This is a genomic window from Vibrio sp. BS-M-Sm-2 (assembly GCF_041504345.1).
Lineage (GTDB): Bacteria > Pseudomonadota > Gammaproteobacteria > Enterobacterales > Vibrionaceae > Vibrio > Vibrio satsumensis.
Genome location: NZ_CP167894.1, coordinates 370,566 through 395,753, shown reverse-complemented (window position 1 = coordinate 395,753; position 25,188 = coordinate 370,566). Strand labels below are relative to the sequence as shown.

Genomic DNA, 25,188 nt, shown 5'->3' with positions numbered 1-25,188 from the left:
AGATCATTTCTCTTACATACACCATTTTTAACCAACCATTCGACTTTTGTTAAAATTAGAGCTTTTGATCAAATTATATAAAATGTGATTGCATAAGCTTTTCAAAATAGTTTGTTCCAACTCGAAGTTCTTAGTGTGAGGAATGTAAATTAATAAGCAATCTCATTCGTACTGTCTTAGGTTGAATTTGTAACACTGTTGCTTCACGTATTGAGCGTATAACGCTAGCTGTCTGCATTTTCGTGTTTGTCGTAGGTAACAACCAACAAACCTAAAATATCAAGGAACAAGCTATGTTAAAGAAAGTATTAAGTTGTTGTATTACAGCCACATTTGGTATTTATTTCGCATCAAGTTTGGCTCAAGGTTCGGTTTTAAATTCGACTGAAAACTCACAACAACCTATTGCTCCACTGATGTTGGCTTCATCAGATGATGCGATCACCGATCGCTATATTGTTGTATTGAAACAACCGCAGATGCTAATGAATGATGCGGTTGGATTACAGCAGTTCACTCAACAAACGGTGGGTCAGATGGCCAATTCGTTTTCAATCAAAACAGACGATGTTTTTGATAGTTCCATTATTGGCTTTGTGGCAAATCTAGACGCACTTCAATTAAAGCAACTCAGACGTGACTCTCGCGTTGAATACATTGAACAAGACCAAATACTCAGTATCGATCCTGTTGTTTCAAATGAAGCCGTCCAAAGTAACGCGATTTGGGGTTTGGACCGAATAGACCAGAGAAGTCTTCCTTTGGATCGAAACTATAATGCCAATTTTGATGGTTCTGGCGTAACGGCTTACGTGATTGATACGGGCGTTAATAATAATCATGAGGAATTCGGCGGTCGCTCGGTTTCTGGCTATGATTTCGTAGATAACGATGCTGATTCGAGTGACTGTAATGGGCATGGTACCCACGTTGCAGGAACGATTGGCGGCAGCCAGTACGGTGTGGCTAAAAACGTTAACATTGTTGGGGTAAGAGTACTTAGCTGTTCGGGTTCAGGAACTACATCTGGCGTGATATCTGGTGTGGATTGGGTAGCGCAAAATGCATCAGGGCCTTCAGTCGCCAATATGAGTTTAGGTGGCGGGCGTTCAACTGCATTGGATAGCGCGGTACAAGGTGCAATTCAATCCGGAGTGAGCTTTATGTTGGCGGCGGGTAACTCAAATGCCGATGCGTGTAATTCATCGCCGGCTCGTGTACCAAGTGGTGTGACGGTGGGCTCAACAACCAGCTCTGATTCGCGTTCAAGTTTCTCGAACTGGGGCAGCTGTGTTGATCTATTCGCACCGGGATCTCAAATCAAGTCTGCTTGGTATGATGGCGGCTATAAAACGATTAGCGGAACTTCCATGGCGACACCACATGTTGCCGGCGTTGCTGCCTTGTATTTACAAGAAAACAACGGCTTAACACCGCTTCAGCTTGCAGGGTTACTGAACTCAAGAGCCTCGGAGAATAAGGTTTCTGACACAAGAGGAACCACCAATAAACTGCTGTATAGTTTGACTGATAGTGGTTGTGAACCGGATTGCGGTGGTCCAACACCTGGACCAGATCCAGATGGAAAACTAGTTTCTGGCGTGCCGGTTAATGGACTGAGTGGCAGCCGAGGACAAAAGGACTACTTCTACATAGACTTAGAACAGGGCCAACAGCTGACAGTGGTCACCATTGGTGGCACAGGCGATGCGGATCTGTATCTACGTTTCGGGGATAAACCAACGCTTAGTACGTGGGACTGCCGACCTTACCGATCGGGCAACAGCGAGACGTGCACGGTGAATGTCACCCAAAGCGGCAGATACCACGTTATGTTGAATGCATACTCGGCTTACAGTGGTTTGACGCTCCAAGCAAACTTTTAAGTTTAGGTTTTAATGATGGTTTCAAAAGTTACTCACTAGTTTGGTAAGTTTAGAAGCCAGATAGCCAAAGCCCACCTCGTTGTGGGCTTTTTGGGTTTGTAGCAGGCAACAAAAGGATATGACGTTGTTTTCTTAGATTGATAAGCAGGAATTCACGCTACTTAAACGAACTTTCGACTACGTCTCAGAAAAACCTGAAGTTTGTATGCTAGATTTATTAGTGATACACAACTGGAGATATCGATGATCTGGCTTTCGGTGAAAGTACTACAGATTGGACTTGTCTACGGATACAGGAAGTATCAACAAACAAAAAGAGCTCCAGTGTAGGGGCTCTTTTCTTTTGCTTTTCGAATAACCTCATCTTATGTTGAGTAGTAAGGAAATAAAAACCGGTTCTGTCCGGTTTAATAACGAGTAGCTAAATGAACCTCCTTAATATCACCTCACCGATAAGCGAAAGTATGTTGAAAATTGAACCCATTACACCTCACATTGGCGCTCGTATTCATGGATTAAACCTAGCGGATTGCAGTGAAAGCGAACTTGATGATGTGTATAAGGCACTTGTTACTTATCAAGTCATTTTCCTAGATGAGCAAAGCCTTTCGCCGGAACAACACTTGGTGCTTGCAAAGCGTTTTGGTGAGCTTGAACCCGCTCATCCTTTCTTCCCACGTGTAGAACAAGTACCGCAAGTCAGTGTGATAGAAACCACTCGAGGCAATGCGCCAATGGAGAGTTATTGGCATACCGATTTAACCTGGCGCAAATTGCCATCGAAAGCCTCTCTATTACATGCTCAATATATACCGGATGTCGGTGGCGACACGATTTGGTGTTCGATGACCGCAGTGTTTGATTCATTAGATGAAAGCATGAAAGATAAGCTAAGAGGCTTATCGGCAACGCATTCATTAGTCGCGTTTGAAGGTATTGAATCGGATCAAATCGAGTTAGATTGGCATAAGTCACTGCTGAAAACCGCGCAAGAAAATCCGCCAGTGGTACATCCCTTAGTACAAGTTCATCCGGAAACAGGCAAAGAGACGTTATACATCAACGAGCAATTTACCCGTTATATTAATGAACTCAAACTTGAAGATAGTAATTCACTACTTAGCCAGCTGTTTGAAATTGCACGACAACCAGAATATCAAGTGCGTTTCAAATGGAACAAGGGCTCAATGGCGATATGGGACAACAGAGTCACTCAACATTATGCTGTGATTGATTACGGCGATACACCACGGAAAATGCATCGAGTAACAGTGACATAACGGTAAGCTGAACACAGTTATCAAAGGAACACCGTGCATGCCCATCCCTTGAACCAAACTCTCGTACTTAAATTTAAGTGTCGGCAGGGTGCATTATTTATCTACGCTTAAAAATAAAAACAAATGCGTTGGTACATATTTGATTGAAACCTCACTGCTCGGAGGTGATGTGTAATATAATTGGCGCCAAAATATAAGTATAAAAACTAAATCATAGAATTAATAAACGTCAGGGCTTAGAGAACAAAGTATTTCGTATGAACGCGATTCGTAAAGTTTACCAATACGCAGAACCGAATCTAACCCTCGTGGGTTGGATGGGCTTTGTCGGCTTTCCAATTTACTACATTGTGTGGGAGTTTTTGTTTCCACAACCCTACGAAAACTTAGCGCTTCGCTTGTTTTGCTCGGTATTGTTCTTTGGCATTATATTTCGCAATCGTGTCCCATTTGAATGGCGCAAGTACCTCCCGGCTTATTATCAAGTCGCTGTAACTATCTGTTTGCCAGGTTTCTTTTTCTACATGCTGCTAATGAATAATTGGTCTAACGTTTGGGTTATGTCATTCATGTCGGCCATTTTCCTCCACATTTTATTGGTGCACGTCACCAGAGTGATGTTTGCACAAACCTTTGCCGGTATTGGGATTGCGACCTTGTGCGCTTGGATTGCACAAGGCTTCTACCTCGAACTCACAATGGATTGGACGCACGTGCCAATCTTTTTGTTTATCTACTTATTCGGCAACTTGTTCTACTTCCGCAATCAGGTGGAACATGAGAACAAGGTATCATTGGCGAAATCTTTTGGGGCTGGCATTGCCCATGAGATGCGAAACCCTCTAAGTGGTTTACTGACCTCTATTGATGTTATGCAATCCATATTACCGAACCCTAAAAGTGGTGATCACAAAGGGCAATATGTTTTAAGCAGTGAAGAAGTTATACAGTTGCGTGAAGTGGGTGATGAAGCGATGGAGATCATTCACTCCGGTAACGAAACGATTGATCTGTTGCTGACTTCAATCGATGAAAACCGAGTATCTCGTTCTACGTTTAAGAAGCATTCAGCTCAAGCAGTGGTTGAGGACTCGATAGGCAGCTTTAATTACAAACGCGCGACAGATAAATTAGCGATATCTTTAGACGTACAGAGTAACTTTGAGTTCTTAGGTAGTGATACCTTGCTGAAGTACGTAATGTATAACTTGTTTAAGAACGCGTTCCATCATCGCAGCCCCGAAGATTTTCATATTCATGTCACAATGTGCAGTGATGAAGTGACCAATCAAATTATGGTTACTGATAACGGTTCGGGTATCTCAAGTGATGTGATTCGACGCATTTTCCAAGATTTTTATACCACGGGCCAATCGGGAAATTACGGTTTAGGTTTGCCATTTTGTCAGAAGGTCATGCGCTCGTTTGGTGGTGAGATTAAATGTCAGTCGGAAGTGGAACAATGGACTCAGTTTACGATGACGTTCCCATCTTTGGCTTCAAATACAGTGAAAGAGATTAAGAGTGATCTCACTAAGCTAAAGACTGTGTTGATGGTAAGCGACCAGAAGATTCTGACCAGTAAAATGACCGAGATATCGCGTTTTATGGGCTTCGACCTCGCCATCTTAGATGTCGCATCCGCCCTAAAAAATAAGGAATACCAGTTCGAATTCGATCTGATTTTTGTTGATATGGAGAGCTTGGACTTACGAGCCAGTTGCCTAGAAAGGATTGAGTCACTGCTTTCGTTCACTGAAGCGCGAATCATCTACTTGTATGAGCATCATCCTATTAAGCGTGTACGTAACGTTTCTTTCGAGCCTATTTGGGTGGAAACGCAAGTTTGGCTGCTGAATACTAAAGCGACCATCGACCGCTTACTTTTCGATTCCAATTACGTGATGCCAGCAGCGCCTACAAAACCGCTAGAGGCCGCGAATAAGCGGACGATTATGGTGGTGGATGACAACGAATCTTTGCGCCGCTTTACTGCGATGTTACTGGAAAAGCAGGGTTTTGATGTTGTGCAGAAAGAAGATGGCCAACAAGCATTAGACGCGTTGGATAGCGACGAGATCGACTTGATTCTCATGGATATCGAAATGCCCATCATGGATGGTGTGGAAGCTTCTCGCCGAATTCGAGGTGCTAATAAAGCGTACTCTTCGGTGCCAATCATTGCTCACACAGGTGATAGTTCCCCCGTCACTTTGGAGAAAATGGAATCGTCAGGCATGTCAGACTTTATCGTCAAACCGGCAGATAAAAACCGACTGTTCGATAAGATTGCTCACTGGATTTAGTGAATGCTATAGGTTGAAGCGCACGGCCATTTTGTCAGCGAACACAAACACAAGAAAGAGCTCAGCAAAATGCTGGGCTCTTTTTGTTTAGCGACATGATAGCGTCCATTCCGTCCTGCCGTTTGTTGTTTATAGAATGGGTGTGAACAGAGTTATACGAACTCTAATTCCGAATGATGGTACGCTTCGTGACAAACCGTGAGCACATGGTCAATGTCTCGTGGTGTCATGTCGGCATTCACTGAAAATCGGATGATGTTCTTATTCTTGCCCGTAGCGGGGCGGCAGAACACAGCACCGAACACATCACGCTGCTCAAGGAAGTCGCGCACTCGCTCTGTATTTCTCTCATTGCCGCACTCTAACGCAACGATTTGAGATTCGCTACGGATGTTAAAGCCAATCCGCTTGAGGCCTGTGGTGAGCGATTTAGCGCGTTCAAATAATGCTTTTCGTTTATCTTCTGCACCTTTAATTACCTCCAAGGTTTTCTCTAAACGAATCACTTCTTGCGGCAACACGGTTGAGCTAAAAATCGCAGGGTATGCGACAAACGGCAAGGTTCTAGATAGTTGTTTAGGGCCAAGGATTGCACCTGCACGATAAGCAAAGGTTTTTGCCAAGCTAACGGTGATGAAGTCGACTTGGTTGGTGAGCCCTAACGCTTGAACTAAGCCTGCACCATTTTCCCCATGTGTTCCCAGTGAATGCGATTCATCAACGATGACGGCACAATCAAACTCTTGCGCCATTTCGTAGATGTCGCGTAACGGAGCAATGGTGCCAATCGTGCTGTAGACCGAGTCGACTACAATCACACCAGAGCCATGACGTTCTAGTTGCTTACGTAAGTGACTCATATTGTTATGCATAAATGGATAGGCGGTTGCACCAGCAGCGCGAATACCTTCCCATAGCGACATGTGTGCAAAAAAGTCGATATACACCGGCGTATCTGGCGGACAGATAGTTTGAAGTAACCCAATATTGGCCGCCCAGCCTGATTGAGAAAGCAAACAGCTCTCCATTCCGACATAGTTAGCGAGTTTGGTTTCAAATGCGGGTTTAGACTGATCATCTTGTAAGAAAATGGCAGACATCACCACATTGTCATCGTGCTCACAGATCGCCGCTTGATGGGCGTGTTGGATCTGTTTGTTGTGTGACAGGGCTAAGTAATCATTGCTCTGCATCACAACGGCATTGCGCTGGGGGCGTTTACCCAATACTAAGTGCTTTTGGCTTTGGTTCTGGGTAATCAGGTCTTGAATGTAGAAGTTCAAGCGCTCTTCGATAAAGGAAGGTAGTGGTTTGTTTTTTGTTTTATCACTCATAATAGTTCTCTTCAAATACAGGAAAACGCCAGCGCTGACGGCTGTATATTGACAATAAAAAGTGATGTGTCATTAGCCAAGTTGCATATTTTTGTAGGTGCTTGCAAACTCAGCATTTAAGGGTTTTGAGGTAAGTGGGTTTCCTTACGGTTCGGGGCTTTAACCGAATCAAGATAGGAATAATAGCCTTCTTTTTTATGACAAAAGGCTATGGAAATTCGGCGTTCGAATGGCTATGAAAAGTCTATTCTGAAAAGTTACGGTCTGTTAGCTGTGAATGTGGATAAGCTCAATTAAAGCATCCAATTGTTGCTTAGCTTCACCGTCTAACGAATACCCAATATTGATGCGTAAGCAGTTGCTGTAGAGATCGAGCGTGCTGAAGAGATGTCCGAGCCTGATATCAAGATTCTGTTCAGCTACGGCTTGAGCGAAAAGTGGTTGGTTCAAATTTGGGATTTGCAGCCAAAGTACCATGCCACCTTGTGGGTTACTTATCTTCACGTCTTGAGGGAGGTGTTGGGCTAAATAATTAAGGTATTGCTGGCGCAACGAAAGGATTTGAGAGCGTCTTCTTCGAACGTGTTTTGCGTATTGGCCAGATTCGATAAAGTCAGCAACCGCGAGTTGAGTCGGTAAGGCAACGCCATAGCTCGCGGCAGAAAACTGCGCTTTGTATTCATTAATATACCTTCCCGGTAAACACCAACCTAAACGGTAGCTCGGTGATAGGCTTTTCGATACCGAACCGCACCACAGTACATAGCCGCCTTTATCATAGTATTTCGCTGGCAGTGGTGTGTGTGATGTGTAAGAGAGCTCTAGATACACATCATCCTCAATGAACGGCACTTGGTAATCATTAGCTAACTCGGCAAGTTTTTGTTTTTGATTAGCTGACATATTGATCCCCTGAGGGTTCATATGAGAGGTACAGAAGATCGCGGCGTCCACTCGTTTGTTCTTCAAATGAGTTTCCAGTTGTTGTAAGTCGACACCGTCATTGAGAGATGGGATCTCGATGATTTGGCGTGACATCTTTCCGAGCAACTCCAGAATGCCGTTGAAACAAGGTGAGCTAATCGCAATGGTGTCGCCTTCTTTGGTACACGATTCAAGTGCAGCCTTAATCGCCGACATACAACCAGCCGTGATCACCATCTCTTCAGGTGAAAAGTGCACATCGAGCTTGGCAAAGTGAGTGGATAATGCTTGTCGCAACATCGGCTCACCTTGTGTATCTGGGTAATGGTTGAGTCTGCTTCCCATCCGTTTGATTGAACGGCGGAAACTGCGTTCTAGCTCAACAATCGATTGTTCATCATTGGTGGTGCTCGAAACCCCTAAAGGCCCATTGATTGAGTTGTGAGCCGATGACGTTTCTTTAACTCTGGAAACCTTACTCTCAAACTGTGCCCACTCAGGCGTTGAATGAATAGGCTTGTGAGGCGAGACAAAATACCCAGCTTGCGGTCGCGAGTGTATCCAACCCTGCGATTCTAATTCTTGGTAACAGCTCACCACGGTCGACATGCTGATGGCCTGCTGCTTAGCCAATTGACGAAGTGAAGGCATGCGTCCGCCTTCCGGTCTTTTACCTGTTTCTATCTCATCGATAAACTGATTGGCTAGCTTTCTATAGATGCTCATTATCACGACCGTTATTAACTGTACTGGTTTTTATTGTAAAAATTGTATCTGTACTGGTTTTATTGTTCAAGGGATACTCTTTTAAAACAAAGGAGGGGTCAGTATGAAAAGAAATGATTTGTTGTTAGCGGTATTTGTGATGGCAATTTGGGGATTCAATTTCTCGATGATAAAAATGGGTGTGACCAACGTTCATCCGTTGTTGGCAACCGCCGCGCGTTTCTCGTTAGCGGTTATTCCGGTGATATTTTTTGTGGCAAGACCGAATGTCGCTTGGCGTTACTTAGTCAGTTACGGCTTTGTGTTCGGTGTGGGTATTTGGGGTATGGCTTCATGGTCGATCACCGCTGGGTTATCTTCTGGGCTTTCATCGGTATTACTGTCAACCAACGTATTAATCGGCATGGCAGTTGGCGTATGGGTGTTCAAGGAGAGTGCTTCTATGCGCAAATTAATGGGAGCGATGTTAGCCATGTGTGCCTTAGCAGTATTGGTATCAGCGGCAACAGGTAATGTCACCTTTAACGGCGTGATATTGATTATGATTGCGGCATGTAGCTGGACGCTGATGGGTGTAATTGTTAAAGCTTCAAAAACCACTCAAGCTTTTGCGTTTAACGTGTGGGGAATGTTGTTTGCGCCAGTTCCATTAGTGTTGTTTGCCGTCATGTTACACGGTGACCAAATTATCTGGCAGGGCATAGAACAATGGGATTCGAACACGACGATTGCAGTGCTTTTTCAGGCTTACCCAACTACGCTGTTTGGTTATTGGGTTTGGAACAAATTACTAATCCAATACCCTTTAAGCACTACCGCACCGTTAACCTTGCTCGTGCCAATCTTCGCATTGATCAGTGGTTACTTTATGTATGACGAGGTGCTGTCTGTGGCTCAGGTTGTTGCATCAATACTGTTTCTTGTCGGGATTGGTTTGATAGTGAAACCTGCGAGTGCGGCTCTAACCGATAAGGCAACTAAACTCGTAAAACAGTAATTGCACAATGTTGTTAGAACAATGGGCACTGTTAAGGCATACCTAAACTAAGTTTACTGGTACTTTGAGTTTTGGGTGGAAGATACCTTTGGCGCCCATGTCGACAACTGCATAGTCGTTGACTCCTTCAGTCATTCGGCTATGCGACTGACTGATCTTTAGGGTTTCGAACATTAACTCCTCAAGCTTGGTGTTATATTCTTTAAATTCGCCTTCGGTCAGCCTAAGTTTGGTCGTAATAAAGTAAGCTTGTTTGTTACTTACATCGATATATTGCACGGCCTGTTTTAGAGCATCTATGACTTGGTTTTTGAACATGACGCTAAATCGCGCTTGTTCAGAGAAAGCTATATTGGCAGGTACAATGACATGGAATTTTAAGCCTAATAACATTGTTATTAGTTTTAACTGTTCAAGTTTCCTTAGGTAGATATACAGTGATGGCTCGTTTAAGTCAAAACTGGCCATTAACTGCTGGGCGTTTGCTCCTTCATTGACAATCTCGTGGAAAATCGTAAACAACGGTGGCTCTTTACAGAAGGCTGTGTCTTGCTCATCCGTAAATAATGACACCGAAGCTGAAGCTAATGCTTCTTCTGCTTCTGTGATAATGGCTGATAAAGGAAGCTGAATTAATTTACATATCTTCTGTAACTTCAAAATAGAGAGCGATTGATGGCCGTTCAGCAATCGTTTAATGCTTATTTCGGAAACTTCTGTGAATTCTGAAACTTCTTTATAAGAGATACCCGCCTTTTTTAAATGGCGTTTGATTGTTGTGCAAATTTCGTCGTCAAGTGCGTCCATTACTCTATACCATCGCTATTTCATACACCTAAGGTAGCATAAAGTGTCACTTTTATTATTATCTTTGAAATGTAAGCGATCTTTTTTGATACTTCCTTTCGGTAGTCAATACTATTTGAGAGGTTACGATGAATTTAAGGTTAGGGAATATCAATGTTGTTGTCACTGGAGGTTCTAGTGGAATTGGGGCGAAAATAGTTGAAGGCTTTGCTAACGAAGGGGCGAATGTTTGGTTCTGTGGCCGTTCTCAACATCGGATAGATAAGCTGCTTAAACAACTTGGAAAAGCGTCAAAGCAAGTTGTTGGTAAAGTAGTCAATGTTCATGATTTGGCGCAAATGAAAACTTGGATTGGGTCTATTCCTAATATCGATATCTTCGTTCCTAATGTCAGTACGCTTTCTGATGAGTGGGAGGATGTTCTACTGAAAGATATTGCCGCTACGCAGCAGGCCATCACGTTAGTCTTACCTAAGTTACTTGAATCGCGTTGTGCTGCAATAACCTATATTGGCTCAAAAGCGAGTGGCTATACTGTTTGTAACGCCAATGCTTATGGAGCAGGGAAGGCCGCGCTAGCCCATTATATGAAATCCTTGTCTTTGACCTACGTTCATAAGGTGAGAGTCAATACTGTTTCGCCTGGAGACACATATATTGCTGATGGTTTATGGGGGCGGTGTAAGCGTGAAGATCCGGACACTTTCCAGAAAGTTATCGATAGAAATCCAATGGGTCGCTTAGCTACCCCTGAAGAAGTAGCCAACGTGGTGACCTTTATTTCTAGTCCTGCTGCGAGTTTTGTTTCTGGGGCAAACTGGTACGTAGATGGAGCATCGACCAGCCATGTTCAATACTAGCTGTATCGGCTAGGTTGTTTATGCAAAGGTGAGCTTTATTATGTTAACTTCTAAACAAGTAACTCCGTGGGAAGCGTAACTCAGTAAGGTTTTATTCAGGCTAATTCGAATTAAATGCTGAAATGATACGAATCTCATATTTAATAACGCTTATTTAGTAACCTCTGTTGAGTTCGATATCAAATCAAGTGGCTGATTTTATTGGGTATCGGAGAAAAGTCTCAGAAATTAATATTTAGAAAACTAAAGTTTTAAATATTGGTTAAGCTGGTTTTGTTGGGATATAACTCTGTTTGATGGCTGTGAAGTAGAGGTTTTTTAGCTATATGTGTGAATTTAGGAGCGAGTTATCTTTCTGATTTGAAAGAATAATTCAATAGTTCAGATAAAAAAGTTGGCGAAAATCAGAAGCTTGGCATACACTTTCCTTGTAAATGACCTTATCTCATTGATTGAATAGGGTAAATGCTTTGGCGCTACTGGCGATGGTAGCAATGTTTAACATAGCTTTGAGGAAAGTTTTATGGCACTCACGAAGGCCGATTTGGCTGAGAACCTGTTTGAGACACTCGGATACAGCAAGCGGGATGCCAAGGAAACGGTTGAAGTGTTTTTCGAAGAGGTTCGTAAGGCACTTGAAAATGGCGAACAGGTAAAACTGTCTGGTTTTGGTAATTTTGATCTTCGCGAGAAAAACGAGCGACCTGGTCGTAACCCGAAAACTGGTGAAGACATTCCAATTTCTGCTCGACGTGTTGTTACTTTTAGACCGGGACAAAAACTAAAGGCCCGTGTCGAGAATATTAAAATCGAGAAGTAGCCAAGCAATAGACCACGCCTAGCGTGGTCTTTTTGTATCTAAAAGAATCGATGTATACGTCGAAATAAATTAGTCACACTAAAGCCTACTTATGAACACTTCGAAACAGCTTGTAACTGTATTGCTGTCTTAGTAGAAATCTCTAAGTCATTTCAGGGAATCTAATCTTTAACCTTTCGCAGGTACATGCCCACGGCAAGTGTACTCTGTACCATCCAATGCGTTTAATTCGATGATGTAGTTCAGAGCTAGGCCATTTTCAATAATGTCGTCCAAACCTTCAGTTTTTGAATCATGCATACGCTTGTTGTACATAGCACAAACTTGCTGTTCACCAGTCCAAGGCGTTCCTTGTATCTCATGTCCGGATGCTAGTATATCGACCCTTGGTTCGCTGTTGGTCTTCGCTGCCGCTTTTTCAGTCACGATCGTTGTAGTCATCGATTCATATCTGATGCCATTAATTTTACTCGATGCTTCGGCAAGTTGGTCATGGTCGGCATGGGTGACGATGGGTTTGCTTACTAACCAGTTCGCAGTTTTTACCTTTAAACTAGTACAGCCAGTCAGGGTGATTAGTGAAAGCGCGATTGCGGTAAAGCCAATTTTTTTGATGCTGTTCATTTTTATTTCCTACTAGTAAATTCTGTCTACTCCTCAAACTATATCCAATAAAACACTGTTTTATTACTGTGAATTATGCATTCTTATTTACCATTAAAGTAGACGTATGCTAGGTAGGCATTTGCCAAGGGCAGATTTAGTCCGCTAAAAGCGCCAATTCCGGACGATATGTATATATCTCTTCAAATCGTTGTTATCTATTCCTATGTCAGCTCCCACCCTTAACAAAAGCCCTGCATTCGGCGCGGTTGGGTTGCTATCCATAGTTATCGTTCGTGGGAACGTGGTTGCGTCAGTGTAGTGAGAGCGGTTTAATTTGAATAATCAATTGTGTGGTTACAAGTTTAATCATTGCGATGGCCTTCGATCGTATTTTGAAACGGCTCTATACAACCGCTCTAAAGAGTATTACCACCAATAGTTTGAAACGGTGAGTTGGGACTTACAAGTGAAGGGTTTGCTTATCAAACAGAATCTAAAAGGGCTGCGGGTGCAGCCCTTTTGGTGTCTATCGGTATTACGCTGTTTGCGTTAAGCCGCTTTAATGTGCGTAGTAATGTACGGCTGCCATGCTTGTTGGTATAGCTCTAGAGATTGGCGTCTTAGGCTATTGATTTGCGCTGCTTCGATGTCGTTGATTGGGCGTTTTTCTGCAATTGCGTGGCGCTCAATGCCTTGGATGATTTCATATAGTTCGTGCTCAGGGCCACTTTTCACATCAGCAATCGCTTTCAAGTGAAGTTGAACTTCAGCAATGATGTTGGTTTTCGGCAAACGAACTAACAGGTTAAGGTCACGGTAGCCAGAATCAGCAGGTGACTTAAACTTGTTTTTCAATTTCACAACGTCCGCTTCACGGCTTAGTGATTCGTACACTTCAACCAAGCTCTCTACGTCGTTTGCGATAATCGTTGCACGAGCTAGGTCGGTAATTCTTGTTACATCGCCATCAAGCTCAAGGTCAATTTTCTCTTCTGCACGAGCTTGAGATTTAACACCTGCGAACAAGGCTTCTGAGTTGGTAAGTAGGGCAGTACTTTTACAGATAGTTTCTAGCTCAGCTTGTGCTTGGTGAGCTTTGCTGTAAAGGATGTCGAAATCGGTATAAGGCTGAGTCGGACGTGAGTCAAAGGCTTTAATGCCATATAGACCGCTTAGGCTATGGCGGAATACATTTGATGAAACTTGGTTTTGCGCTGGAGTGCGCGATTGATCAGTTGAACTCGTTGAAACAGGTGCTGCTGCGAATGCAGGCGCTCGGCTCAATACTAGAAGCATTAGGGCCGTCGTACGGAGAAATACACTCATTCAAACTCCAAAATACAAGGTTACAAAAACGGGTAGTCAAAAGGGGTAACCAGTAACGCATAAGAGTAAAAACAGCTTAACTAAACTCACTACATATTAAATGGGGCTAGCTAAGGCAGAAACCAACTCTAACGTTTAATATTGCTTTAAAATGTGAACATATAGACAAATAATTCAAGTGTTGGTTCCGCAATTTTAAGAACTTTGAACTTAGCCAGTTTCTGATTCTGCCGAAACCAATTTGGTACTTTAAACCAAGCTAAGGTTGCTCTTACCTCTCTATACTGTACCCTTGCATTATGACTGTTTAACATGAACGAAAGATGAATAATCCTGAATTTTGGCACAATAAATGGGCAGCCAACCAAATTGGTTTCCACCTCGAAGATGTAAACCCACTTCTGATTAAATTTTGGGAAAAGACTGAGACTAGCTACGAGAAGAGTGTGTTTGTTCCACTTTGTGGCAAAAGTGAAGATCTGATTTGGCTAGCTTCAAAGCATGAAGATGTTCAAGGTGTCGAGTTAAGCCAGATTGCGGTTCGCGCATTTTTTGCAGAGCACCTTTACACGCCGACTGTGACTCAAATTAGCGGTCAGCACGAGCTGTATCAATTTGATGAACTGAACATCTATACAGGCGATTACTTCACTGCACCTATCCAGCCTGTTGATACCATTTATGATCGCGCGTCTTTGGTCGCACTGCCTGAAGAGATGCGAGTGCAGTACGTAGAGCGTTTAAAACAACTGCTGAAACCGGGTGGAAAGATCCTTCTGGTCACTCTGGATTATGACCAAAGTGAGATGGCAGGGCCTCCGTTTAGCGTACCTAAACTAGAGATCGATCAGTTGTTCTCTGGGTACAAAATCACATTGTTGAATCAAGATATTGCGGACGATGAACATCCGAAGATTGTTAAGAAAGGTTTGTCTCGCTTCTGTGAAGAAGTGTATTTGATTGAGTCAGACGCTTAAGTTCAGTCTGCTTAGTTAAGCCAACAGATAACACCAATAAAAAAGACGGGCTCGATAGCCCGTCTTTTTTTATTGTTCAGATTTGAACTCGTGATTGTTCAGAATTGAATGGCAGGTTAGTAAATCACTTTTACTTTTGACGCGCTCTCAATTGCATCTTCAATCGCTGTCTCAGTGCTGTTGCGACGAGTAAGCGCCACACCTAGGCGGCGGCGACCATCGATATCAGGCTTACCAAACAAGCGAATTTGCGTTTGTGGTGCGTCTAGCGCCTCTGTAAGACCTTCAAAACGAATGTTAGTTGAAGTGCCTTGGCCTAGAATAACCGCTGATGCACAAGGGCCGTATTGCGTGATTGATTTGATCGGCATACCAGTAAAGGCACGTACGTGCAGTGCGAATTCCGATGAGTCTTGAGACATCAATGTCACTAAACCAGTATCGTGTGGGCGAGGGGATACTTCGTTGAAGATCACATGGTCGCCTTTAACAAACAACTCAACACCAAAGATACCATGACCACCTAGAGCATTAACCACTTGTTCAGCCGTGTATTGTGCGGCTTTAAGCGCGTTGTCTGACATAACCTGAGGCTGCCATGATTCGCGGTAGTCTCCGTCTTCTTGGCGGTGGCCGATAGGTGCACAGAAATGAACACCGTCGACTGCACGAACAGTGAGAAGAGTGATCTCGTAATCAAAGTCGATGAAGCCTTCAACGATTACACGCCCAGCGCCAGTGCGACCGCCTTCTTGTGCATAGTCCCACGACTTTTGGATGTCTTCTTCGGTTTTGATAACGCTCTGGCCTTTGCCTGAAGAACTCATTACTGGTTTAACAACACAAGGCATGCCGACAAATTCAACCGCGGCAGCGAAGTCTTCAAAGGTGTCTGCAAAGCGGTAAGGAGAAGTGCTCAGTTTTAGCTCTTCTGCGGCTAGGCGACGGATACCTTCTCGGTTCATCGTTAGCTTAGTTGCGTTAGCTGTTGGAACGACATTCAAGCCTTGCGCTTCTAGCTCTACCAATTTGCTGGTGGCAATAGCTTCAATTTCAGGAACCACATAATCTGGCTTTTCTAGTTCAATGATGGCTTGAAGTGCATCGCCGTCTAACATGTCTAATACATGGCTACGATGCGCAACTTGCATCGCTGGTGCGTCTGCATAACGGTCACAAGCAATAACTTCCAAACCTAAACGTTGGCACTCGATAGCAACTTCTTTGCCGAGTTCACCTGAACCTAATAGAAGTACACGAGTAGCATTTTCACGAGTAGCAGTACCAAACATAGAAATTCCTTCCGATCTTTTGAACGATTGATTGAAAACGGGGAGATCATACTTATTTTAACGATAAAAGCAAACGTTTGCGCGAGCTGTTTCGTTAATTGCAAGGATAAAAAAAGCAGCCCCGTTAAATGGGGCTGCTTATTTAAATTTTTGTTAATTAGATGTGCTTAGATTGCTAAGTAAGTCACTGGAATGTCTGGATTAATCGCTTCTAATGTAGATTGCGTATCCGCAAGGTGGCTGATGCTACCTTCTGCGATTTCAACCAAAGCAGCACTTTCAATTTGTTCAAAATCGAAGCCAGCCAGTTTAAGTTGAATCAACGCCACTTGCAGAGGGGGTAGGCTCGGGTTAAACGCGGCATTTTCTGCATAAGCACCCGTGAAGATCTCACCTGACGTCAGTTGTAGTGAAACACCACTTAGGTTTTTGGTGTAAGGAGCATGGCTGCGGTTTAGTGCTGCTAGCGCTTCCACAACAATAGGCGTTGTTTCTTCGGTCGTGTATTTATGATCAAGCTTCGTCATTAGGCCAGTTGTCACACCTAAATCAGCAGGGCCGAATGAGTCTGGCAGGTATTCTTGCAGAGACATTTCATCACGTTGTGGAAGCTGAACCTTAAGCTCTTTCGCTGTGGTCAGTTCGTTCATGAATTGACGACAGTGACCACAAGGGCTGAAATTGATTGTGATATCAGAGATACCTTGTTCGCCTTTCATCCAAGCGTGGCTGATTGCAGATTGCTCGGCGTGTACTGTTTGGCCAAGTTGAGCACCAGCGATTTCAAGGTTTGCACCAAAATACAGAGTGCCAGACAAACCACGCACGATTGCACCAACATAAAAGTCAGATAGCGGAGCGTAAGAATAGGCTGCGGCAAAAGGAAGTAGCGCAATACGTAGCTCGTCATCCGCTAAACCACTTGCTTGCAGTAAGCTAGCAAATTGTTCTGGAGACAATGTCGCGTCAAAGTTGTCTGCTAATACGATGTCACTCAAAAGTGCTTTGATTGCTGTTGGAGCACTTTCCAGCGCCAGGGTAATACGACTGTTCATGTTGAATCCTTAATTGACCTTAGGCTTTAATTCTATGCAATGCTCAGGAATTTTCTGTGACTTTGATCACTACTGCGTTGTTGTTGTTACATTGGTTTGCATAATTAGAGTGAGGTCACAGATGAAATCGATTGCAAGAGTAAAAACTACCATTGATATCGCACTTATTGCTTGAAATTGAGTTTGGTTTGTCACGTATTGATGAATAAATGAGAGAAAAAAGCCCAAGCTATCACTGAAATAATCAGGTTATGCTTGGGCTTATTGATATCTGTAACGCTTAAAAGTCGCGAACCAGTGAGTTTAGCTATTTACCAACTCATCTATTAGAGCACGTATAAACTGCAATCAAAGTGGTTAAGAATAGAACCAAACCACGAGCGAAAATATACTCGGTGCAATGATTGAGGTGATAACCCCACAAAGAACCAATGCCAACGAACTGAATGCAGCATCTTCCTGATTCTTTTCAGCACAGGTCGCAGTACCTAAAGCGTGAGACACGGTACCCATGGTTAAACCACGCGCGATAGGGCTCTTAATGCCAATGAGATTGTAGATTGGATAAGCAAAAATTGCCCCAAACAGACCAACAATCAATACCAGTATTGCCGCAATCGCTGCTTCACCACCTAAATGGCTTGATACTTCCATCGCAATTGGCGTGGTGACTGATTTGCCTAACAAACTCGCGATCAAAGTTAAGTCCGCTTTAAAAGCCACTGCGATTAATGCCGTTGTTGTCATCGACATTACACTGCCTAGCGTGCAAGCAAAGGTAATGATGCGCCAGTTGGCTCTGATTTGAGGTAGCTGTTCATAAAGCGGGTAGGCAAGTGCAACAACCGCAGGCTGAAGCATGTAGGTAATCCAGGTGTTATCAGCATAGTAAGTCTCAAACGGTACTTTGAAGAACGTGAGAATCGGAATGATTATACCAATGCTGATAAGCAGCGGGTTACACAGCGGCGAGTTTACTTTTTGGCTTACCCAGCGAGCAAACAGGAATACCACGATGGTGAGTAGAATCCACATGATCAATTACCTCTCGAAAGCAAGCGGTCTAAGAACCATGATAAGGACACCAACACCAGTAATGTGCCACCAACGGCGCTCGCCATAATTGGCAATGCGTTCGCGATGAGCATGTCGAAGTGATCCATCAACCCGACACTGATCGGAACAAATAGTAAGATCATTAGGCGGATAATCAAGCTTGCACCGGGCTGTACCCAGTGCGAAGGAACAATACCAATCACCATGGCGGCAAACAGAATCAACATGCCAAAAATACTGCCTGGGATTGAGGTATCCAAAAAGTGCTGTAACGCATTACCTGCTGTAAGAGCACCTATGATTAAGGTGAAGGAGATTAAGCAGTAAACCAGTTGGATCAATCTTTCTTTCAAAGTGTTACGTCTCTTGATAATGGAATTAGCTAGCTAACTTTTCTACGTATTGATAAACCGCTTTCAAGATAGCCATTTTCTTCTCGTCGCTTTCATGTTCGTGCGCGAGGTTTTCAAGGTTGAGCATGTACTCTTCTAAACGGCTCTCATAAAATTCACGACAATGGTTCGCCCATTTCAATTGTTCAGCTTCGTCGAGCGTCCATGGGAAATTTCGAGCACGGTAACGGAACAGTAGCGGTTTAATACGTTCGTCACTGAAGGTGATATCCAAAGCTGCTAAGTTATTTGGGTCAGTTTCGCGAATGATGTTCATTGCTGTTTTATCAGCAGGTGAAAAGAAACCGTCGTAAAGGTGTGTATCAACATCATCACTCTTCTCGTACTCACGCTCTTGCGAGTAGAGGCCGATCAGTTTTTCGCGGATCTCTGGGTGTTCACGAAGCAGTGCTAGGTTCTTTAAGCATTGTTGGCGATCGATACCGATGGTTTCGGCATTTTCAGCCGTCAGTGTTTTGGCTGGCGCAAGAATAGGGCACTTGTTCAGTTGAACCAATTTGATTGGTACGGGTAGCTCGTCTTCACCCAGTTCACTGCGTTTGGTGTAGAGTCTGTCTCTGAGTTCATCAGCGTCCAGTTCTAACAGTGGGCTTGGATCTTTGGCTAAATCAACCACGATAACGGCATTTTGATTGGTTGGGTGCCAAGCCATAGGCACAATCCAACTTGTGTAGTTGCAGTCACGGCCAAACATGCCCGAAACGTGCATCAATGGTGTCATGTTTACAATATCAACCAGGTCATTCAGCTTACGCTTATGACGCATGTTGTAGAGGTAATCAAACATCTTAGGTTGTGCGGCCTTTAACTTCTTAGCCAGTTCGATGGTCGCAATAACATCTGCCATCGCATCGTGCGCGTTCTCATGTTCAATACCGTTTGCCACCGATAGATGTTCCAGTTTGAAACTTGGGTAACCTTCTTCATTTGGTGGCCAGTTGATACCATCAGGGCGCAGTGCGTGAACAGCGCGCATTACATCGAGTAGATCCCAACGTGAGTTACCGTTCTGCCAGCTCCACGCATACGGGTCGATGAAGTTTCGGTAACAAGTGTAACGCGTTACCTCATCATCGAATCGAATACTGTTGTAGCCAAGGCTTGTGGTGTTTGGTTTCGCTAACTCAGCATGGATCTTAGCGATAAACTCTGGTTCAGGAAGACCTTGTGAAGCCGCTTTCTGTGGTGTGATACGGGTGATCAACGCAGCTTCAGGCGCAGGGAGGTAATCAGCAGGAGGTTGGCAATAGATAACCAGAGGCTCTCCAATAACATTGAAATCTTGGTCGGTACGAACACCCGCAAACTGACTCGGACGGTCTTTTGCTGGGCTAACGCCCCACGTTTCGTAATCAAAAAAGAAGTAGGTCGGCTGATTATCTGAACTCATTGAATTTCCTGAACAGCAAGCGCGGAACGTTTACTGTGGCTGAAGGTTAGTTTTGTTCAGTATCTGATAGTATGCGGTACGCGTGCAACCCAGATCACAAATAAATTGCCGGAAAACGGTGCTTTACTATTCAATCGAGTCGGTGGGGAAGGTTTTGAATCCAATTGTGGCTTTTCTATGGTCACAATTCTGCCTGTGTACCTCTTTTTTACCTATCTTTTCACCTTAGCTGTTGTAAGGCGATGAGTCGGGTTTCAGGTTTACCGCGAATGAGTTTGTTTGTCTTTTACTCTAAAGCCGTGTGATTAGAAACACCTCGTTGTTTTTTGACTGGTGGCTAATCGGCTGTACCTGTACCTGAGGCTAATCCGCTGTGCTTATGTCTAAACCGCAGCGCAGATGTTTAAACTGCTTCACTTGCCTGTCTTGGATCTGTCCAATTAAGGTGTATTTCGCAATACAATCCTCTTAGATTTAATTAATTTTTCTGTATTTATGATTGTCGGGGTTAATTTTACTGGAGTGTTATGTTTGTCTCATTTTTAATACTTTCTATAATCCGTGTTTGAATTGGATATAAATAAAGCTCTAATATTTCATTTTCATTACAATTTATTTTAATTGTCAGTATGTTTCATTTTTGAGACTGTATTGCAACACGGTGATCTATATAGTAATTAACCTGAATATAATAAGGGCTTATTCTTGTCCTTTATTTTAGGGTTACTTTAATTAAGGTCTTTTTATAGAAATAATTACGTACAAAAATAAAGGAGTTAAGTGTAAAACCAGTTTTATATATAATTGGTGAAAATGAACCAATACCATTATTATTGTTAGTGTTATTTATGTCAATTTGCGTGATCTTATTCTCACTGCGCCTCATTTTTTTATAAATAAGTGTCAATATATATATTTTCTAAATAGGATTGTTGTTACTTAATTGTTAACTTTGATTGACTATTAGGTAACCCTAATAATAAAGCCGATTTTATATAAAGGATTAAAGAAATGAACAAAGTATTTAAGGTTGTTGCTGTATCTGCACTTTCTATCTCTTCAGCGAACGTTTTCGCTGTGAGTGACACTTTTGATGCAACACTAGAAGTAAAACAAGCGATTACAATGACAAAAACAAGTGATCTTGACTTCGGTATCATCACTTCAGACAACACAACGGACGTTGTTATCGCTCAAGGTGATGCTGGAGCTGCGGCATTTACTCTTTCTGGAGAATCTGGTGATGCAGTAACAGTAAGTATTTCTGATACTAACTTGGTGAATGGTGTAAATACGATTGCAGCTGAATTTGACTTTAATAATGCTATTACCCTTACCGGTGGTACTGCGGATCTTAATATTGGTGGTACTGCACGTACTTCAAGTGCGACATTAGTTGCTGGTACATATACTGCTAACGTTGCAGTAGATGTTACTTACCAATAAATAAATGAAACCAGTATAATATTACGGCTGTTGCAAAGCAGCCGTCTTTACTATGAGTCTTCTATTCAAATACGCGATTTATATCGGTCTGATTTTTTATTCTAGCCCTTTTCATGCGCTAGAAATTATTCCTGAGAATATGGAAGTGAAATTTCCGGGTATGTATATCTCTGGGTCGGGTCAGAATGCGGATTCAAACCCATCCAATAGTCAGGTTTATGTGGTTCGTTTTTATGTTGAAGGTGAGCCTGGTAAAAAAATCGTGGTTTCTCTCCCTTCCAAGCAATATCTAAACCATTCTCGTAAATCCAAACGCCTGCGTATTAGAAAGTTCTATTTTGGTTGTGGCTTATCAAAGCGTGGTAGAGCCATAATCAAAGGGAACGGGAGAAGCAAATTATTGTGTATTGGTGCCAAAGTGAAAATCGGTGCTAACCACCCAGCAGGCCTTTACACCAGTACAATCCCTTTTGAGGTTAATTATAAATGAAGTTGTTTATCTCATGTGTTCTCGGCTTAATCTTCACAACACAAGCCTATGCTCAGTTACTCATCGCACCGACTCGTTTTGTGCTGGATGCCGACACTTCGGTGACTGAAAAAATCGTCGTCGAAAACAATTCAGATCAACCGATTCGCTTGGAGATAAAACCGATTTATCGCCCGGTAAAGGCGAGTGGCTTAGTTCGAACTGACGCTAATATCGCGCAATCAGAAGATATCGCGAGTTGGATTAAAGTGTCACCACCAATAATTCGTGAACTTAAACCCAATCAAAGACGCACGGTTCGCTTACGTATGAATGCTTTACCTGCTGACATGGCTGATGGTGAATATCGTGCTTACTTGTGGTTTTCTCCAATAGCAAAAGCTGCAGAGCTATCAGACATTGCGTTGTCTTCAAGTAAAACCAACAGTGATGGTTCAGCCTTTCAACTGAACTTTCACATCAACAGTTATGTACCCGTTTATGTTCAGAAAGGTGAGCAGGTGCAAGATGTTAAGTTTGCGTGTGACAACCAAAGCATCAAGATTCGCAACGATGGTAACTTTCAATTTACTGCGAAATTGAATGTTGATGAGCATAGCGAAAAAGTGGTGCTACTTCGTAATGCTGAATTAACCAAGCCTTTCCCAAAAGGCTCAAAGATCTCACTGGTTCAGAACGAACAGCCTCTGTACGAATGTGTTCTGTAGTGCTCGTTTCATTGTCGCTGACTCTGTAAAAGCCAGTGTTCAATTGCATGGTTTGGCGACTTTTGTTGCTCGCCTCACTGTTTCCTTTTGGTGCGTATTCGCAATCTAAAGCAGAAAGTGAGGCGAGTGAACTCTATCCAGCCCATGTTGAAGTTCGAGTCGGGAAAGTGGGGGATAGCTTTTATCGTGTCATGATGGATGACTACGAAGAACCCTTCATTTCGATATCCAATGCCTCTTTTTATCTGCTCGAAATGAATGGTCAGTGTGATGAAAGCGGATATTGCGAACTGTATTTGCCTCAAGATGTGGGAAGAGAATCTCCTCCGTACATTCTAGATACCGAACAAGCCATTTGTTATCGCGATGACAACAATATCCAGTCGATCAAATATCAAGTCATCGACTCAGAAACTTACATCCACTGGTACAGCTTACAAGCTTGTATCCCGGCAAAAGTGCGTTGGGATATTGATGATTATCGGCTCACCGTTACTCCAGAATTCAGTTCATTGACTGAACTGGAAGCCGCTATTTCTAAGATGAAAAATGAATCACGTAAGAAGGCCGAGGATCTCAAGCGAGCTGAAAGCACGCCAGCTTTCGAACCTGTTGCCGCCGTGGGTTTGGCGACTCGCTTAGCGACTTCGGTTTATCACGACAGTGAAACTGGTGGTGATGTTTACGCAATCTCAGACACCATATTAAGCACTGAACACTCTTTGTCTCGCTTGTCGATTGATTCACGAGAAGATAACCCCATCGTTTATTACAACATTGCGGTAGAAGCTCATGACGGTGAAGGCTCTTTGGAAGTCGGCCATGTGTTATTAGATGGCAGCGTCTTTACCGTGAATCAAACCCTCGAAGATGGGCTCTATTACACCAACCGAAAGCGACAGACAGAGTTCGGCAACCTTCAACTCGAACGAACTACTCAACCTAATATCAGCATCGATGTTTTAGTCAATGGCATTTATCAAACCACTTATCGCTCTGATGAGTTTGGACGCTTCGTGGTTGAAGAAGATAACATTTCCCCAGGTGACACCATCAAGTTTCGCTACTACTTATCGAAAGGTGTCTGGCAGGAAGAAGAGATCACCGTCGCCGGTTTAGAAGATGCATTTCTGCCAAGCAACGAGTGGGGTGTGCAAGTGGTGGGCAATGAAGGTGCAGACCGAGCTGGCGCTGTGTCGCTCGAATATGGGCTTGCCGATTACTTCACCGTGGGTAGTGCCTTTATGAGGCAAAATGGTAAAGACTTGATTGGTGTTCAAGGACGATACTTACCGGCGCATTGGTTCGCGGGTCATATCGGTTGGTTACCTGAGTTCAATCGCTTTCCAATGGAATTTGATATTTTGATCAATGGTGATCAGTCGGCATCGATAGAGCTTAATAAAACCGATGAATTGGACTTAGAGTCGATGGAGTACGATGTGTTCAAATACAACCTGTCGCTTGCCAATCTAACGGCCTTTTTGACGGTAAGGGATGATGAAGATGAGTTGAGCGTTGAACCTAAGTTGAACTCGAAAGTGGCTCGTAATCTGTTTGTCTCATACGCTGGTGACTATCGATACATCAAAGCTTCTCATCAAGACGATTACCTCCATACGATTGGCTTGGCTAAAAGTGGTTTTTCGGATACGTCGTGGAATATTTCTGGAACTGTTGATGGCTCTGGTCATCATGAACGAACAGAATTATCCCTAAGGAATGCCTGTAAAGAGTGCCTGCTAGATCCTCTAGAGGTTTTTCAAGAGCTCACGACGAACGTATCGGCTCGCTATCAGAAACAGGAAGTTTCGTTTTCCGCCTCTTTAGAAGCTCGAGTGAACCCTTATTTACTCTTTAAGATAGAAGGAACTGAAGACCGATACGGTGTCGAGATGACGACCGAATTCGGTGCTAAAACTTACTTTGATGAAAGCATTGGTGAGTTTGTTGAGTGGAATCGATACAACCATTCTAAGTTGACGGGCGTTGTCTACGATCACCACAAACAACCCATACCAGGCGTAAGCCTACAAATCTTGGACCAACGAGCGGTCAGTGATGCAAAAGGCCGATTTGAATTCTCAAGTGTTCCGGCTCGAGATAATCTACCTATCTATATTGATGAAGGGGCACTCGACCTTAACCTCACGCCGATTCAAAACCCTGTGTTTGTAAACACTAAGCAAGTCGGGTTAACTGATGCTCACATCGAAATGGTGGTGTCATTTGGTGTCGATGGTACGCTTGAAGGCACATTAGAAGACAATGCCTATTTGCACTTTAAGCACATACAGAAAGGCACCGAGTATTCGAGTGAAATCGAAAGCGATGGCTTCTATATGGTTGAAGGGCTCATCGCGGGTAAATACATTGTGACTTTAGAAATGGGCGACAAGCGATACGTGCAAGGTGCCGACTTGGACGGCGATTTCTGGGTAAGCGACCTCACATTCAACCTCATTGATTTTCATAAGGTGTACTAAATCC

General features: G+C 43.4%; 21 protein-coding genes. 11 read left to right on the top strand and 10 right to left on the bottom strand.

Annotation, left to right across the window (positions count from 1 at the left end; translation table 11 throughout):
* The first annotated feature begins 293 nt into the window (after positions 1-293).
* The 3 genes from AB8613_RS01725 to AB8613_RS01715 all read left to right on the top strand — a co-directional run bounded on the left by AB8613_RS01725 (position 294) and on the right by AB8613_RS01715 (position 5,472).
* Complete coding sequence (locus AB8613_RS01725) at positions 294-1,886, top strand: S8 family peptidase (RefSeq protein WP_372384317.1); 1,593 nt, start codon at positions 294-296, stop codon at positions 1,884-1,886.
* Positions 1,887-2,350: 464 nt separating this feature from the next.
* Complete coding sequence (locus AB8613_RS01720) at positions 2,351-3,166, top strand: TauD/TfdA dioxygenase family protein (protein WP_372384316.1); 816 nt, start codon at positions 2,351-2,353, stop codon at positions 3,164-3,166.
* 257 nt (positions 3,167-3,423) lie between these two features.
* Entirely contained in the window at positions 3,424-5,472 is a 2,049-nt protein-coding gene (locus tag AB8613_RS01715; RefSeq protein ID WP_372384315.1) for a response regulator, read from the top strand.
* A gap of 152 nt (positions 5,473-5,624) precedes the next feature.
* Here the strand turns inward: AB8613_RS01715 and cqsA are convergent, their stop codons facing one another.
* Positions 5,625-6,806, bottom strand: coding sequence for an alpha-hydroxyketone-type quorum-sensing autoinducer synthase (gene cqsA, locus AB8613_RS01710; RefSeq protein WP_372384314.1), 1,182 nt, complete (start codon positions 6,804-6,806; stop codon positions 5,625-5,627).
* 267 nt (positions 6,807-7,073) lie between these two features.
* Positions 7,074-8,456 carry a PLP-dependent aminotransferase family protein gene (locus AB8613_RS01705; protein WP_372384313.1) on the bottom strand — a complete coding sequence of 461 codons (1,383 nt, stop codon included), beginning with the start codon at positions 8,454-8,456 and terminating at the stop codon, positions 7,074-7,076.
* Between the two features lie 103 nt (positions 8,457-8,559).
* Between AB8613_RS01705 and AB8613_RS01700 the strand changes: the two genes are divergently transcribed.
* A complete protein-coding gene (locus AB8613_RS01700; RefSeq protein ID WP_239717910.1) occupies positions 8,560-9,453 on the top strand; it encodes an EamA family transporter in 894 nt (297 codons plus the stop codon).
* 42 nt (positions 9,454-9,495) lie between these two features.
* Here the strand turns inward: AB8613_RS01700 and AB8613_RS01695 are convergent, their stop codons facing one another.
* Positions 9,496-10,260, bottom strand: coding sequence for a helix-turn-helix transcriptional regulator (locus AB8613_RS01695; RefSeq protein ID WP_327783932.1), 765 nt, complete (start codon positions 10,258-10,260; stop codon positions 9,496-9,498).
* A gap of 128 nt (positions 10,261-10,388) precedes the next feature.
* Between AB8613_RS01695 and AB8613_RS01690 the strand changes: the two genes are divergently transcribed.
* Together AB8613_RS01690 and ihfA are read left to right on the top strand one after the other, a co-directional pair.
* Positions 10,389-11,120, top strand: coding sequence for an SDR family oxidoreductase (locus AB8613_RS01690; RefSeq protein WP_274138056.1), 732 nt, complete (start codon positions 10,389-10,391; stop codon positions 11,118-11,120).
* A 523-nt stretch (positions 11,121-11,643) separates the two neighbouring features.
* Complete coding sequence (gene ihfA / locus AB8613_RS01685) at positions 11,644-11,940, top strand: integration host factor subunit alpha (protein WP_004734853.1); 297 nt, start codon at positions 11,644-11,646, stop codon at positions 11,938-11,940.
* Positions 11,941-12,108: 168 nt separating this feature from the next.
* On the opposite strand, the gene AB8613_RS01680 is transcribed toward ihfA, so the two are convergent.
* Together AB8613_RS01680 and AB8613_RS01675 are read right to left on the bottom strand one after the other, a co-directional pair.
* Positions 12,109-12,564 carry a hypothetical protein gene (locus AB8613_RS01680; RefSeq protein ID WP_299137526.1) on the bottom strand — a complete coding sequence of 152 codons (456 nt, stop codon included), beginning with the start codon at positions 12,562-12,564 and terminating at the stop codon, positions 12,109-12,111.
* 531 nt (positions 12,565-13,095) lie between these two features.
* Complete coding sequence (locus tag AB8613_RS01675; protein ID WP_055318633.1) at positions 13,096-13,872, bottom strand: RelA/SpoT domain-containing protein; 777 nt, start codon at positions 13,870-13,872, stop codon at positions 13,096-13,098.
* A 323-nt stretch (positions 13,873-14,195) separates the two neighbouring features.
* Here AB8613_RS01675 and AB8613_RS01670 point away from each other — a divergent pair, with 323 nt between their 5' ends.
* Positions 14,196-14,849, top strand: coding sequence for a thiopurine S-methyltransferase (locus tag AB8613_RS01670; protein ID WP_146491239.1), 654 nt, complete (start codon positions 14,196-14,198; stop codon positions 14,847-14,849).
* A 116-nt stretch (positions 14,850-14,965) separates the two neighbouring features.
* On the opposite strand, the gene purT is transcribed toward AB8613_RS01670, so the two are convergent.
* The 5 genes from purT to sbcB all read right to left on the bottom strand — a co-directional run bounded on the left by purT (position 14,966) and on the right by sbcB (position 20,055).
* On the bottom strand, positions 14,966-16,141 hold the full coding sequence (purT, locus tag AB8613_RS01665) for a formate-dependent phosphoribosylglycinamide formyltransferase (RefSeq protein ID WP_146491238.1): 1,176 nt from the start codon (positions 16,139-16,141) through the stop codon (positions 14,966-14,968).
* Positions 16,142-16,308: 167 nt separating this feature from the next.
* The gene (cdd, locus tag AB8613_RS01660) at positions 16,309-17,196 is read right to left on the bottom strand and encodes a cytidine deaminase (protein WP_065676922.1); all 888 of its coding nucleotides are present in this window, start codon (positions 17,194-17,196) and stop codon (positions 16,309-16,311) included.
* A gap of 357 nt (positions 17,197-17,553) precedes the next feature.
* Positions 17,554-18,231, bottom strand: a complete 678-nt coding sequence (locus AB8613_RS01655) for an LrgB family protein (RefSeq protein ID WP_004734865.1) — start codon at positions 18,229-18,231, stop codon at positions 17,554-17,556.
* Between the two features lie 2 nt (positions 18,232-18,233).
* A complete protein-coding gene (locus AB8613_RS01650; protein WP_004734867.1) occupies positions 18,234-18,605 on the bottom strand; it encodes a CidA/LrgA family protein in 372 nt (123 codons plus the stop codon).
* A gap of 25 nt (positions 18,606-18,630) precedes the next feature.
* Positions 18,631-20,055: an exodeoxyribonuclease I gene (gene sbcB, locus AB8613_RS01645; RefSeq protein WP_372384312.1), complete on the bottom strand. Its 1,425-nt coding sequence runs from the start codon at positions 20,053-20,055 to the stop codon at positions 18,631-18,633.
* A 1,011-nt stretch (positions 20,056-21,066) separates the two neighbouring features.
* Between sbcB and AB8613_RS01640 the strand changes: the two genes are divergently transcribed.
* Genes AB8613_RS01640 through AB8613_RS01625 form a run of 4 tightly spaced genes read left to right on the top strand, consistent with a single transcriptional unit; the run spans position 21,067 to position 25,184 of the window.
* On the top strand, positions 21,067-21,501 hold the full coding sequence (locus tag AB8613_RS01640) for a DUF4402 domain-containing protein (protein WP_048611824.1): 435 nt from the start codon (positions 21,067-21,069) through the stop codon (positions 21,499-21,501).
* Between the two features lie 52 nt (positions 21,502-21,553).
* A complete protein-coding gene (locus AB8613_RS01635; RefSeq protein WP_372384311.1) occupies positions 21,554-21,991 on the top strand; it encodes a DUF4402 domain-containing protein in 438 nt (145 codons plus the stop codon).
* A complete protein-coding gene (locus AB8613_RS01630; RefSeq protein WP_017090896.1) occupies positions 21,988-22,698 on the top strand; it encodes a molecular chaperone in 711 nt (236 codons plus the stop codon). The genes AB8613_RS01635 and AB8613_RS01630 overlap by 4 nt, the downstream gene beginning before the upstream one ends.
* A gap of 47 nt (positions 22,699-22,745) precedes the next feature.
* On the top strand, positions 22,746-25,184 hold the full coding sequence (locus AB8613_RS01625; RefSeq protein WP_372384310.1) for a carboxypeptidase-like regulatory domain-containing protein: 2,439 nt from the start codon (positions 22,746-22,748) through the stop codon (positions 25,182-25,184).
* Positions 25,185-25,188 lie beyond the last annotated feature (4 nt).

Excerpts from the sequence above, each read along its gene's own strand:
- AB8613_RS01725 (WP_372384317.1), top strand. The coding sequence starts at position 294 with ATGTTAAAGAAAGTATTAAGTTGTTGTATTACAGCCACATTTGGTATT.
- AB8613_RS01720 (WP_372384316.1), top strand. The coding sequence starts at position 2,351 with ATGTTGAAAATTGAACCCATTACACCTCACATTGGCGCTCGTATTCAT.
- AB8613_RS01715 (WP_372384315.1), top strand. The coding sequence starts at position 3,424 with ATGAACGCGATTCGTAAAGTTTACCAATACGCAGAACCGAATCTAACC.
- cqsA (WP_372384314.1), bottom strand. The coding sequence starts at position 6,806 with ATGAGTGATAAAACAAAAAACAAACCACTACCTTCCTTTATCGAAGAG.
- AB8613_RS01705 (WP_372384313.1), bottom strand. The coding sequence starts at position 8,456 with ATGAGCATCTATAGAAAGCTAGCCAATCAGTTTATCGATGAGATAGAA.
- AB8613_RS01700 (WP_239717910.1), top strand. The coding sequence starts at position 8,560 with ATGAAAAGAAATGATTTGTTGTTAGCGGTATTTGTGATGGCAATTTGG.
- AB8613_RS01695 (WP_327783932.1), bottom strand. The coding sequence starts at position 10,260 with ATGGACGCACTTGACGACGAAATTTGCACAACAATCAAACGCCATTTA.
- AB8613_RS01690 (WP_274138056.1), top strand. The coding sequence starts at position 10,389 with ATGAATTTAAGGTTAGGGAATATCAATGTTGTTGTCACTGGAGGTTCT.
- ihfA (WP_004734853.1), top strand. The coding sequence starts at position 11,644 with ATGGCACTCACGAAGGCCGATTTGGCTGAGAACCTGTTTGAGACACTC.
- AB8613_RS01680 (WP_299137526.1), bottom strand. The coding sequence starts at position 12,564 with ATGAACAGCATCAAAAAAATTGGCTTTACCGCAATCGCGCTTTCACTA.
- AB8613_RS01675 (WP_055318633.1), bottom strand. The coding sequence starts at position 13,872 with ATGAGTGTATTTCTCCGTACGACGGCCCTAATGCTTCTAGTATTGAGC.
- AB8613_RS01670 (WP_146491239.1), top strand. The coding sequence starts at position 14,196 with ATGAATAATCCTGAATTTTGGCACAATAAATGGGCAGCCAACCAAATT.
- purT (WP_146491238.1), bottom strand. The coding sequence starts at position 16,141 with ATGTTTGGTACTGCTACTCGTGAAAATGCTACTCGTGTACTTCTATTA.
- cdd (WP_065676922.1), bottom strand. The coding sequence starts at position 17,196 with ATGAACAGTCGTATTACCCTGGCGCTGGAAAGTGCTCCAACAGCAATC.
- AB8613_RS01655 (WP_004734865.1), bottom strand. The coding sequence starts at position 18,231 with ATGTGGATTCTACTCACCATCGTGGTATTCCTGTTTGCTCGCTGGGTA.
- sbcB (WP_372384312.1), bottom strand. The coding sequence starts at position 20,055 with ATGAGTTCAGATAATCAGCCGACCTACTTCTTTTTTGATTACGAAACG.
- AB8613_RS01640 (WP_048611824.1), top strand. The coding sequence starts at position 21,067 with ATGAACAAAGTATTTAAGGTTGTTGCTGTATCTGCACTTTCTATCTCT.
- AB8613_RS01635 (WP_372384311.1), top strand. The coding sequence starts at position 21,554 with ATGAGTCTTCTATTCAAATACGCGATTTATATCGGTCTGATTTTTTAT.
- AB8613_RS01630 (WP_017090896.1), top strand. The coding sequence starts at position 21,988 with ATGAAGTTGTTTATCTCATGTGTTCTCGGCTTAATCTTCACAACACAA.
- AB8613_RS01625 (WP_372384310.1), top strand. The coding sequence starts at position 22,746 with ATGGTTTGGCGACTTTTGTTGCTCGCCTCACTGTTTCCTTTTGGTGCG.